The organism is Aquamicrobium sp. LC103 (assembly GCF_001014615.2).
In the GTDB taxonomy this organism is placed as follows: Bacteria; Pseudomonadota; Alphaproteobacteria; order Rhizobiales; family Rhizobiaceae; genus LBCQ02.
Map to the genome: position 1 here is coordinate 301,018 of NZ_LBCQ02000008.1, position 11,056 is coordinate 312,073.

An 11,056-nucleotide genomic window follows, 5' to 3' on the forward strand; every position below is an offset into this window, starting at 1 on the left:
CTCAGGGCTTTCTCTGCCAGCGCGAGGTGGCGGCCGCGTCCTCGATCGGCAGGCCGGCCTTTTTCCAGCCGCCAAATCCGAGGTCGAGATGCGAGACTTTCGTGTAGCCCATGTCGAGCATGGCGAGCGCCGCGAGCACGGACCGGCCGCCGCCGGCGCAGTAGACCACGTATTCGGCGTCTTCGGTGAAATAGTCGCGGTAGTAGGTGCTGGCGGGATCGGCCCAGAACTCAAGCATGCCGCGCGGCACGTGGTGGGAGTTGGCGATGGCGCCGCTGTCGACGCGCTCCTGCAATTCGCGGATGTCGACGAGGGTCAGCTTGTCGCCGCGCGCGATGCGCTCGGCCAGCTCCGTCGCGGACAGGGCCGGCACGCGCGGGCGCAGACCGTCGACCCATTCCCAGGTATTGCGGATCGCCATTACTTCGCTCCCTTTGTCGCCGGAATTTCCGCTGGCCCCCGGCCGTCCTTCCGCTCATCGGAAGCCTTCGGCCCAGCTACTTCGACGCCTGGTTCCGTCACCGGCGCCAGCGCCTGGCGCAGGCTCTCCAGCGCGTCGACCTCGCGCACCATGTGGACTTTTTCTTCCCAGGTGCCGAGATGGTTGCACATGCGCCGCTCGGCCGCCGCGGGATCGCCTGCCTCGAGCGCCTGGAACACCGCCACATGCTCCTTGTAGGACCGTTCGGCATCGCCGCTGGTCTGGTGGCGCATGGTGAAAAGCGTGGTCAGAACGGTGAGGTCGCGGAGCTTCGCGGCCAGGATGCGATTGCCGAGGCATTCGGCAAGACAGACATGGAAATCGCCCAGCAGGTAGCTGCGCCGCCCGACATTGGCGTCGCCGAGCGCCGCCTTCTGTTGCTCGAGGTGACCGCGCAGGCGGTAGAGCGTCGCCATGTCTAGCTGCGCGCCGCGCCGTGCGAAGCTGCGCAGCAGGCCGGTCTCTATCACTTCGCGTGCTTCGTAGAGGGCACGCGCGTCGGCGGCGCTGATCTCGGTCAGATACCAGCCCCGGCGCGAACTGACGGTGACGATGCCACGTGCCGAAAGTTCGATCATCGCCTCGCGGACGACGGTGCGGCTGCATCCGAACAGCTTGGCCAGCTCCTGTTCGCCGAGGCGCGCATTGGGCGGCAATTGCTCCGCCAGGATGGCGTCGATGATGCGGCTGCTGATGCTGGCGGCGGTGACCAAAGCGAGGCTCCAATCTTGTATGCAAGCATTGAATGCAAGTTTGTCTGCATTTTGCAATATGGAAATTTTCGTACGGGCGACATTTAGTTTGCCGCTATCGTCGCGGCTTCCCGAAGGAGCATGTTCTTGTCGCGGAAACCTTGTGCCGGAAAAATGAATTCGGCGGAGGAGAAGTAAAAACGGATGCTGCGGCGCAACAAAAAGCTGCGTCGGCCGGGCTTTCGGGAGTTTTAGGCGGTTTGGCTTGCCGGGATGCGGCGGGCAATGGCTTCGGATTCGGATGGCTGAAACGCCGGCCGTCCGCATGTTTTGCGTCTGGAGTTCGAGGCTTCAATAGCGTCGCCGCAAGCTGCGGGAAACGCTGGCCACGCTTCGAAGGAGGCGCGGCTGAAAACGGCAAAGCCGTCGCGCGGCCTCGCTACGCTACGAGGTAGCGCGTGGGAAAGGCGGCTATCCCTTGAACTTGAGTTCGCCGGCCTCGACGCGAAAGGGAAGGACGTTTTCCGGTGGAGGCAGTGGGCAGACGGCGAAATCGGTGAAGGCGCAAGGCGGGTTTATCGCCTTGTTGAAGTCGAGGACGATCGTGTCTTTGCCGATATCCTCGCCGAAGAGGAAGCGCGATGCCGGATAGGTCTCGCTGCGCGAGGTGAGATCCCGCAGCACGAATTGCGGTGCCTCGGCGGTGCCGTGGGTGGGCAGAAGCTCGTAGCGCACGCCGTCATGCGTGAAGGCGGCCTTGTGCGTGATCGTGACGTCCGTCGGAATGCCGACGATGGTGTCGACGGTCATGGTGATCGGTTCGGCGAGCGGCGACCACTCGGCCACGATGCGCCAGTCGGGAACGACGGGGAAATGCTCGATGCCGGGGAAACTGCGCCGCGCCGGCGATTCCTTGTCGCGCACGCGCAGCGCGTTGCGTCCATTGAGCGTTGTCACTTCCAGAAGCAGCCGGTCGACGGAAAAGCGCGGCGGCTTCTTCTTGTCGAGGGCCAGCCGGATCGGTTCGCCGCCGCTCGCCGGCGTGAAGGTCACGCCGCCGTCTTCGTCCTGCGCGAGGGTGCCGACATGGTCGGGTCCGACAGAAAGCACGATGTCGTTGTCGTCGGCCGAGCCGAGCCTTACCGTGCCCGGTTCGAGTTCCCAACGGCCGATGATGTTGAGCCACCCTTCCTCGGCGGTCAGGCGGGCAATGCGGTCGGCGCGCCAGCGCTCGATGCTGTTTTCGTAGTCGAAATTGGTCACGGCGGAAACCTCGTTGGGTAGGCGGTTGGAACTCAGGCGGGCATGCGGGGAACGCTGGCCAATAACGCCTGCGTATAGGCGTGCCGCGGCGATTTCAGTATGTCGCGGGTCTTGCCGCTCTCGACGATCCGCCCGCGCTCAAGGATGACGATCTCCTCGCAGAGGGCTGCGACCACGCCGAGGTCATGCGACACGAACACCAATGTGGTGTCGTCGGAGAGTTTCCGGAAGAGGTCGACGATGCGGATGCGCGTCGAGAGGTCGAGCGCACTTACGGCTTCGTCCGCAAGAACGAATTGCGGCCTTGCAGCGATCGCGCGGGCGATCGCGATGCGCTGGCGCTGACCGCCGGAAAACTGGTGCGGATAGCGGTGCAAAATGTCTGCGGGCAGGCCGACGGCTTCGAGCGCCCCCTTGACCGCCGTTCCGACATCGCCTGGGATCCGTAGGGAGCGCAGCGGCTCGGCGACGATGTTCTTCACGTTCTGGCGCGGGTCGAGCGACGAGTAGGGGTCCTGAAAGACAGCCTGCACAGAGCGGCGGTAGCTTCGCATGAAGGCGCGGGCGGACGGGTCGAGTATGCTGTCGCCGAAGCGGATGCGGCCGCCGTCGACCCGCAGAAGACCCAGGAGGAGCCGCAATATCGTGGATTTTCCGGAGCCGGATTCGCCGACGATGCCGAGATTTACGCCCGGCCTCACCGTGAAGGAGACGTCGTCGAGCACGCTGCGCTCACGGGTATAACGGTAACTGACGTTTTCGACGGAAATTGTATTCATGAGCGGCCCTCAAGGGCCTCGTCGAACGTTCGCGCGGCGCTGACGAGTTGCTTCGTATACTGGTCTTGCGGGTTGGAAAGCACTTTCCCCACCGGTCCTTCCTCGACCGGCCGGCCGGCGCGCAGGACGATCGCCCGCTCGGCGATGGTCGCCACCACCGGAAGATCGTGGCTGATGAACAGGAGGCCCATGCCGCGCTCGCGCACGAGCTGGTCGAGAAGCTTCAGGATCTCCGCCTGGGTGGTGACGTCGAGCGCCGTCGTCGGCTCGTCGGCGATCAGCAGTTTCGGCCGGCAGGAAAGCGCCATGGCGATCGCCACCCGCTGTCGCTGGCCGCCCGAAATTTCGTGCGGATAGGCCCGCGCGATGCGCTCGGGCTCGGGCAGCGCGACCTCTGCGAGCGCGGCGGCAACTTCGCGCCGCAACCCGGCCTTACCGGGGTTCCCGCCCTCGCGGAGCAGTCGTCGGCGCAGCGGCGAGGCGATCTGGGCGCCGACCCTCATCAGCGGATCGAGCGCGGTCAAGGGCTCCTGGAAGACCACGGCTGCCGCCGAGCCGCGAAGGCGGTTGAGCGACCGTTCAGGCGCCCCGACGACCTCCTGCCCGTCGAGAAGTACGGATCCGCTCGCCGTGATGTTGTCGGGGAGCAGGCCGACGGCTGCCATCGCCGTCAGCGACTTGCCGGAACCGGATTCTCCGATGAGGCCGACGCGTTCGCCGGGCGCGACGGAAAACGAGACGTTGGAGACGAGCTCCTTCCCGTCGGCAAGCCGGAGATGGAGTGAATTGATGGAGAGAAGCGCCGTCATCTCGAAATCTCAGACCGGATCGGCGACATCGCGCAATCCGTCCGCGATTAGGTTGATGCCGATCACCAGCGTGACGAGCGCGATGCCGGGCGCGATCGCGCCGATCGGTGCCGTGTAGACCGTTCCCTGGGCTTCTTGAAGCAGGCGTCCCCACGAAGCATTGGGCGGCGGTGTGCCCAGGCCGAGATAGGAAAGCGAGGCTTCGGCGATGATCGCCAGGCCGAATTGCAACGCGAAGCTCACCGCCAATGTCGGCCAGATATTGGGCAGGACGTGCATCGCGACCACCCCCGGCCATGAAGTCCCGGCGGTACGAGACGCGGCGATATAGTCGTTGCGCAGCACCCGTTTGGCGAGAATGCGCGTCAGTCGCGCCACGATTGCCGACATGGCTATGCCGAGCGCCAGGATCGCCGTCCAGAGGCTGGCGCTGTCGCTGGCGGCGACCACCAGCATCGCGAGCAGGAGCGTGGGGAAAGCGATGAGGATATCGAGGGTGGCCGCCAGCGCGTCGTCGAGGAACCGGGTGGCGAAAGCGGCGAGCAGGCCGATCGTGACGCCGATCGCCGCGCCGATGGCGACCGCTCCGGCTCCGACGACGAGCGCGATGCGCGAACCGATCATGATCTGGGTGAAGAAATCGCGGCCGAGCCTGTCGGTGCCCGCCCAATGGCTCCAGGACGGCGGCTCGAGCCGGCCACCGGCGGTGCTGGCGGGATCGTAGGGCGTCCAGAACAGCGTCAGCAGCGCGATTGCGATGTGCAGCCCGACGAGGATGAGGCCGGCTGTGAGCGTCGGAGAGAAGCGCAAACCCCTTCGGGCCGGGATGGCCTGCTCGGGAAGCGTCATGACCTTGCCCCCGCGGCCCTGTCGCGCAACCTGGGATCGATCAGCCTTTGCGCGAGATCGGCCGAAAAGCCGATCAGAAGCACCAGCAGCGTCGAGACGAACAGCACACCCTGGACGTTGGGATAGTCGCGCTGCTCGATGCCGAGCAGCAGCATGGAGCCGAGCCCGGGCAGCGAGAAGACACGCTCGACCACCACCGCGCCGAGAAAGGTCGAGGCGAGCTCGATGCCGAGGATCGAGATGATCGGTGCCGAGCCGTTGCGGACGCCGTGCCGCATCAGAGCCTGCGGGAAGGTTTCGCCGAGCGCGCGCGCGGTGCGCAGATAATCGCTGCCGAGCACGTCCCGCGTCGCGGAGCGCACATAGCGCAGCAGCGACGACGACATGACGACGGCGATCGTTAGGATCGGCAAGACCAGGGCATAGAGCGCGCCCGACGGATCGGCCCAGCCGCGCGACGGGAAACCGCCCGACGGAAACAGGCGGATGTTGATGGCGAAAATCGACACCAGGAGTATGCCGACCCAGAACACCGGAATGGCGATGCCGAGCTGCGAGACGACCGAAATCGCCGCGCCGTACCAGCGATCGGCCTTGACGGCGGCGACGATGCCCAGGGGCACCGCGATCAATATGGCGAGCAGGAAGGACAGGACGGTAAGCGGAACGGTGACGGCGAGACGATCGGCGATTTCGGCGCTGACCGGAACGCCGCTGATGAATGAAGTACCCAGATCGAAGCGGGCGAGGCTTCCCAGAAAGCGCAGGAACTGTTCGCCGAGGGGGAGGTTGGAGCCCACCTGTTCGCGTGCGGCCTCGATCTGCGCGGGATCCGCCCCCACCGACACGAGCGCGTTGGCCGGGTCGCCCGGCAAGAGCCTGAGCAGCACGAACAGCACCACCGATGCGATGAGAAGCGACAGCGCCAGAATGGCGAGCCGGCGGACTAGATAGGCAAGAATGCGCGCGCTCTCCTGGTTGCCGAACGGGATGCGTGCGGAACTTGCATCCGCACGCCGTCACCGTTTCATTCAATACCCCGCGCCGGGGCGGGATCAAAGCCGTCAGTTCTTCCTGATATCATAAACGAAAAACTGCGAGTTCAATCCGTTGACCGGATAGCCGGTGACGTTGTTCGCCGACACCACGATCTGCGGATAGAGATAAAGCCAGACGCTCGCCGCATCCTCCGCGATGAGGCGGTTGGCCGTCGTCAGCTTTTCCACCTGCTCCTCGGTGGTGGCGCTGGCCTCGGCCGACTTGATAAGCTCGATCACCTCCGGGTTGTTGTAGCCCCAGTAGAAGTCCGGATTGCCATAGAACACGATGTCGCGATGGTTGACGTGCTCCTGCAGCGTCGCCTGGAAATCATGCGCCTGGTAGATCTTGGTGTACCACTCGTTTGCCGTGATGATGTTGATGTTCACCGTGATGCCCACCTTGGCCAGCTCGCTCTTCACGAACTGCGCGACGATCGGATGGGGATCGTAGTTCGGCGTATCGAGGTTGAAGCTGAACCCGTTCGGATGACCGGCTTCGGCGAGCAATGCCTTGGCGGTTTCGGGATCGTAGGGATCGACGCCGGTGAGATCGACATACCACGGGTCGGTCGGCGGCACGAACGAGCCGATGAGCGTGCCGTATTCGCCCCAGATCGAATTGAGCAGCTTGCTCTTGTCGATCGCGCGGCTGATCGCCTTGCGCACCCTGGGATCGCTGAACGGCTCCACGCGGTCGTTGAAGGCCAGCACTTCCTTGGTGGTGGACTGGCCTTCGGTCACGGTGAAATCCGGATTGTCCTTGAACAGGGCGAGCGAATCCGGGCTCTGCACGCTGGTGATGATGTCGACCGCATTGGTCAAAAGGGCATTGTTGAGGGCTGTCGCGTCGGTGAAATAGCTGAAGACCACTTCCTTGTTCGTCGGCGCGTCACCCCAATAGTCGTCGAAGCGGCTTAGCGAGATTCCTGACCCCCGCCGCCGGCCGTCGAGCCTGTAGGGGCCGGTACCGTCCGCGCTGGTGGTGAAGCTGGTCGCGGCATCGTTGACGATCCACACATAGCTGAGATTGTAGGGAAGCGAGATCGACCGCTGCGACAGCTTGATGACGACGGTCTGGTCGTCGGGCGTCTCGATGGCGCTGATCGTGGCAAGGCTGTTCTTGCGCGAGCTCTTGGATTCGGGGGCGACCACCCGCTCGATGCTGAACTTGACGTCCTGCGCGGTCAGCGGATCGCCGGAATGGAAGGTGACGTTCGGATGCAGCTTGATGGTGTAGGTCAGGCCATCCTCGCTTATCGAATAGTCGCTGGCCAGAACCGGCTCGACGTTACCGTCGTCGGTGAGCCGAAACAGCGGCTCGTAGACATTGCTGTTGAAGACCTCGCTGACGCCCTGACCGGCGCCGGCGGTGTTGTCGAGGTTCTGCGGCTCGTAGAGGGAGCCGATCCTGACGGTGGCGTCGGGATCGTAGTCTTCCTGCGCGGCGGCCGGAAAGGCGGCGCTCGCCGACAAGGCCACGACCAAGGATAGCGCCGCGAGCGTCCGAACATTACGGCGCTGATTGAGATGTCCGTTGAAAACTGGACCGGTCATTGGTTGCTCCTGAGCGAAATCTGTCATGCGCCTTCCGTTGCAAGTCCAAGCGTCGCCCATACCGGCCGGAAGTCAATGAGGCGCCGATAATATTGAGCGCGATCCGGACAGCCGAGGCCGGCGCCGCCTCGTTCCCGGCTCTCGCCTGAAACGACATTCCTATAATACATGATTTTTGAGAGGAAAATTCCGTTTCTTGGGGCGTGACTCGACCGGAGAACGACTCGCGGCATCGCCGCCGCAGGAAAGCCCTCCCAAATCGTCGCAGGTTCTGTTGTCGCATGGAACGCGGAGGCGTTCGGCGCCATTCTCCCGACAAAGGAGAAATGCGATGAACGACACGTCCTTCACACCTACGGACAATCCGATGATGACCGGCATTCTCGGCAGATGTCCGCAATGCCAGCAGGGGCATCTGTTCGATGGATATCTGAAGCTTGCGCCGCGATGCGAAGTGTGCGGGCTCGACTATTCCTTCGCCGACCCCGCCGACGGTCCGGCCTTCTTCGCGATGACGATCGCCGCGGTGCCGGCGCTCGCCTTCGGCGTGTGGTTCCAGACCAGTTTCGGTCTGCCGCTATGGGTGCATGTCGTCACCACCGTGCCGCTGACCATCCTGTGCTGCATGGCGCTGCTGCGACCCCTGAAGGGGTGGCTGGTATGCTCGCAATATTTTCACAAGGCCGAGGAAGGTACGATCGACCGCGAGTGGCATGCCGATGCGGCACGGAAGAGCCAGAAAACGGATGGTGCCACGTGATCGCGCTCTACCAAGCACCGTAGAGCAGCATGATCGCACCGATGAGGATCAGCAATATTCCCGGCCAATTGTCCTTGAGGCCGAAGGCGCGGATGCCGCTTTGCCGGGGCTCGAGCGTGCGCGCCGCAGTGGGCGAAGAATGCGGCTCGCTCATGCGTCCGCGCCGCACCGCCGCGTTTGCGGTGTAAAGAACGCCGAGTATCACGAAAATTGCGCCTAGCCAGGTAATCCAGATCATTTCGACCTCCGGCAGGAACAACGTGCGCGGACGAGCGATGTTCCAGGGAGTCGCGTGAGGATCGGGAGCGACGGGACAAGGCCAGCTATTCGCTACCTGAAACGCGCCGTCAGCCTGCGTATCGGCTCGACCGCGCAAGCGAAATAGATATTCTCGGCGAGCGTCGTCATCATTCGTCCTGCCGTTCGGTCGGCGCGCAGTGCCGCCCATGCCGCCAGGCCGGCGACGGCGACGGCTCCCGCCATGTCGAGCGGGAAATGCACGCCGAGATAGATCCGCGACCAGGCGACCATCATACCGAGGATACCGAAGAACGCGAAATGCCGCCAATGGCCGAGTGCCGCCAGGGCGGCTGCATAGGTGAACATGACGAGGCCGTGATTGCTCGGGAATGACGGACTGGGGCGGTGCTCCATCAGCGTGTTGCCGACCGGAATCAGGAACGGGCGCTGCGACGGCATGACCGCGCCGATGAGATAGCTGGCCGAAAGCGCCAAGAGGAGCGCCGTCAGGAGCATGATAGCCTGCCTTCGCACGGAGAAATCCCCGAAGACCCAGATGACGGCGAGATGGGCGGGAACCAGATAAATGACGAACTTCGCCAGCACGAAGGCGAGCCAGGCGACGCTGCCCCAGCTCCCGTCGCCGGCGTTGATGATCAGGAACAGCGCTCTATCGAAATCGTTCATGTCAAACCGTGGAATCATTAGCCGGTGCCAGCATTCCGACCGCAATGGCCTCAATATGGCGCTCACCGCAAATCTGCGTCGTTCGGCAAGGAAAGCCGCCCGGTGAATTGATCGCCGGCGTCCGCGAGCCCTTCGTTTGCCCCGCGTTCGCGGGTCGGCAACCATTCGTTAACCATAACCCCATAGGTCGGATTCCAGGAGCAACATCCGTCTCGGGGGAAACATGCCAATTTCAAGACGTGCATTGATCATCGGACTGCCGCTGTTCGCGGCGGGCTGCGCCACCTCCGAGTACCAGACATCGCTGTTGAACTATGCGGCGCTACCGGACGAGACCTTCCCGTTGAGGGCGGTGCCGCTGGAGCAGATCAAGCCCGAGCTTCGCCGCCAGGAAGTTGCGTTCGACGGGGATTACAGGCCGGGTACGGTCATCGTGAACACGCCGCTTCGGCGGCTCTACTACGTGGTCGGCAACGGTCGTGCGATGAGATACGGCATCGGCGTCGGCCGCGAGGGGCTCGCCCTTCGCGGCGACGCCACGGTTGGGAGAAAGGCGGAATGGCCAAGCTGGCGGCCGACCGACAACATGATCAGGCGGGAGCCGCGCAATCTCAAATATGCCGGCGGCGTTTCCGGCGGCCCGCACAACCCTTTGGGCGCGCGCGCCCTCTATCTCTATCGCGGCGGGCGCGACACGATGTTCCGCATTCACGGCACCAACCAGCCCAACTCCATCGGCCTGGCGATGTCGAGCGGCTGCATCCGGATGCTCAACCACGATGTCATCGACCTCTACAACCGCGTTCCGGTCGGGGCGAGGGTGGTGGTCATCCAGGCATGACCGCCGGTACGTTCGGCCGCGCGCGATAGCCATGTTGCCGGTTTTCGTACGGGACAGGCGGATGCACGCATAGGTACCTCCTGCGCCGCCGCGATATTACCCACAATTGTCGGCCTTTGAAGGCTCTTATTAGCCGCTTGTTAAGCGCGGTCGGTTCAAGAAGTCGATACGTTCCAATGGGCGAGGGACGTTCAAGGCGTCTGCAGCTTCTGCGTGCAGGCCAATCGAACCGACTTGGGGGTATGGTCGTGAAGTTCTCGAATCTGAAGACATCGCGCAAGCTTGGCGTTGCGTTCTTCGCTGTCGTCGCCACCATCCTGGCGATGAGCGCGGCGATTTTGTGGAATCTGCAGGGTACGAAGCGTACGCAGGAGGAGCAGACGGTCGCGAGCCATGCCTTCACGCTGGTTCACGAGGTGGCGTACAGCCTGCTGCAGCAGGAGAACAGCTATCGCGGTTTCCTGCTGACCAATGACCAGCATTATGTGGAGCTGGTGAAGACGCATCGGAAGAAATTCGACGAGCAGGTCGCAGAGCTGCTGCAGCTGGAGAGCGGCGACACCGATTTCACGATGGACATCAGCGTCGCGACCGCCGCGATGGATGCCTGGTGGCAGGACATTTTCGAGCAGGGCCAGCGCCTTGCCGCCGATCCGATCTATCGTTTTCGGGCGGTCGAGATGGTCGGACAGAACGGCCTCGCCGAAATGTACATGAACAGCATCGACGATGCCCTCGACACGGTGCAGGCCAAGCTCCAGGCGCAGATCGACGGAGCGCGGCAGGCTGCCGACGACGCGGTCAAGTTCAACGAAACCGTCCTTTACGTTGGTCTGGGGTTTTCGGTTTTGATCTCGCTTGGGCTTGGCTTTTTGCTGTCCCGGATGATCGCGGCTCCGGTGACGGCGCTGACTGGGGTTATGGGGCGGCTTGCTGGGGGCGACAATTCGGTCGTTGTGCCGGCGGTTTTACGGCGCGACGAGATCGGCGAGATGGCGCGTGCGGTGGAGGTGTTCAAGCAGGCGGCGCTCGCCAAGCTGCGGGCGGAGGCGGAGGCCGCT

The 11,056-nt window shown here is 63.7% G+C and carries 13 protein-coding genes; 3 read left to right on the forward strand and 10 right to left on the reverse strand.

Annotation, left to right across the window (positions count from 1 at the left end; genetic code table 11):
* Position 1: 1 nt before the first annotated feature.
* From XW59_RS17430 to XW59_RS17465, 8 genes are all read right to left on the reverse strand, one after another.
* A complete protein-coding gene (locus XW59_RS17430; protein WP_052958199.1) occupies positions 2–421 on the reverse strand; it encodes a rhodanese-like domain-containing protein in 420 nt (139 codons plus the stop codon).
* Entirely contained in the window at positions 421–1,500 is a 1,080-nt protein-coding gene (locus tag XW59_RS17435; RefSeq protein ID WP_082137632.1) for a GntR family transcriptional regulator, read from the reverse strand. Before XW59_RS17435 ends, XW59_RS17430 begins: the two co-directional genes overlap by 1 nt.
* Before the next feature lie 144 nt (positions 1,501–1,644).
* Entirely contained in the window at positions 1,645–2,436 is a 792-nt protein-coding gene (locus XW59_RS17440; protein ID WP_052958198.1) for a DUF1684 domain-containing protein, read from the reverse strand.
* Positions 2,437–2,468: 32 nt separating this feature from the next.
* Complete coding sequence (locus XW59_RS17445; RefSeq protein WP_047146413.1) at positions 2,469–3,215, reverse strand: ATP-binding cassette domain-containing protein; 747 nt, start codon at positions 3,213–3,215, stop codon at positions 2,469–2,471.
* On the reverse strand, positions 3,212–4,024 hold the full coding sequence (locus tag XW59_RS17450) for an ABC transporter ATP-binding protein (RefSeq protein WP_047146412.1): 813 nt from the start codon (positions 4,022–4,024) through the stop codon (positions 3,212–3,214). The genes XW59_RS17445 and XW59_RS17450 overlap by 4 nt, the downstream gene beginning before the upstream one ends.
* Before the next feature lie 9 nt (positions 4,025–4,033).
* Positions 4,034–4,873, reverse strand: coding sequence for an ABC transporter permease (locus XW59_RS17455; RefSeq protein WP_047146411.1), 840 nt, complete (start codon positions 4,871–4,873; stop codon positions 4,034–4,036).
* Positions 4,870–5,835 (reverse strand): ABC transporter permease, encoded by a 966-nt coding sequence (locus tag XW59_RS17460; protein WP_047146410.1) that lies wholly within the window; start codon positions 5,833–5,835, stop codon positions 4,870–4,872. Before XW59_RS17460 ends, XW59_RS17455 begins: the two co-directional genes overlap by 4 nt.
* Before the next feature lie 102 nt (positions 5,836–5,937).
* Positions 5,938–7,467, reverse strand: coding sequence for an ABC transporter substrate-binding protein (locus tag XW59_RS17465; protein ID WP_047146409.1), 1,530 nt, complete (start codon positions 7,465–7,467; stop codon positions 5,938–5,940).
* A 331-nt stretch (positions 7,468–7,798) separates the two neighbouring features.
* Here XW59_RS17465 and XW59_RS17470 point away from each other — a divergent pair, with 331 nt between their 5' ends.
* On the forward strand, positions 7,799–8,227 hold the full coding sequence (locus tag XW59_RS17470) for a DUF983 domain-containing protein (protein WP_047146408.1): 429 nt from the start codon (positions 7,799–7,801) through the stop codon (positions 8,225–8,227).
* Between the two features lie 7 nt (positions 8,228–8,234).
* Here the strand turns inward: XW59_RS17470 and XW59_RS17475 are convergent, their stop codons facing one another.
* Positions 8,235–8,465, reverse strand: a complete 231-nt coding sequence (locus XW59_RS17475) for a hypothetical protein (protein ID WP_047146641.1) — start codon at positions 8,463–8,465, stop codon at positions 8,235–8,237.
* A 92-nt stretch (positions 8,466–8,557) separates the two neighbouring features.
* Complete coding sequence (locus tag XW59_RS17480; protein WP_047146407.1) at positions 8,558–9,154, reverse strand: phosphatase PAP2 family protein; 597 nt, start codon at positions 9,152–9,154, stop codon at positions 8,558–8,560.
* Between the two features lie 223 nt (positions 9,155–9,377).
* Here XW59_RS17480 and XW59_RS17485 point away from each other — a divergent pair, with 223 nt between their 5' ends.
* Both XW59_RS17485 and XW59_RS17490 read left to right on the forward strand, forming a co-directional pair.
* The gene (locus tag XW59_RS17485) at positions 9,378–9,995 is read left to right on the forward strand and encodes a L,D-transpeptidase (protein WP_047146406.1); all 618 of its coding nucleotides are present in this window, start codon (positions 9,378–9,380) and stop codon (positions 9,993–9,995) included.
* A gap of 242 nt (positions 9,996–10,237) precedes the next feature.
* A partial coding sequence (locus tag XW59_RS17490) for a CHASE3 domain-containing protein (RefSeq protein WP_170990169.1) occupies positions 10,238–11,056 on the forward strand: 819 nt, incomplete at its 3' end.

Coding starts and splice junctions, on each gene's coding strand:
- XW59_RS17430 (WP_052958199.1), bottom strand. CDS start 421: ATGGCGATCCGCAATACCTGGGAATGGGTCGACGGTCTGCGCCCGCGC.
- XW59_RS17435 (WP_082137632.1), bottom strand. CDS start 1,500: ATGCGGACGGCCGGCGTTTCAGCCATCCGAATCCGAAGCCATTGCCCG.
- XW59_RS17445 (WP_047146413.1), bottom strand. CDS start 3,215: ATGAATACAATTTCCGTCGAAAACGTCAGTTACCGTTATACCCGTGAG.
- XW59_RS17450 (WP_047146412.1), bottom strand. CDS start 4,024: ATGACGGCGCTTCTCTCCATCAATTCACTCCATCTCCGGCTTGCCGAC.
- XW59_RS17455 (WP_047146411.1), bottom strand. CDS start 4,873: ATGACGCTTCCCGAGCAGGCCATCCCGGCCCGAAGGGGTTTGCGCTTC.
- XW59_RS17465 (WP_047146409.1), bottom strand. CDS start 7,467: ATGACCGGTCCAGTTTTCAACGGACATCTCAATCAGCGCCGTAATGTT.
- XW59_RS17470 (WP_047146408.1), top strand. CDS start 7,799: ATGAACGACACGTCCTTCACACCTACGGACAATCCGATGATGACCGGC.
- XW59_RS17475 (WP_047146641.1), bottom strand. CDS start 8,465: ATGATCTGGATTACCTGGCTAGGCGCAATTTTCGTGATACTCGGCGTT.
- XW59_RS17480 (WP_047146407.1), bottom strand. CDS start 9,154: ATGAACGATTTCGATAGAGCGCTGTTCCTGATCATCAACGCCGGCGAC.
- XW59_RS17485 (WP_047146406.1), top strand. CDS start 9,378: ATGCCAATTTCAAGACGTGCATTGATCATCGGACTGCCGCTGTTCGCG.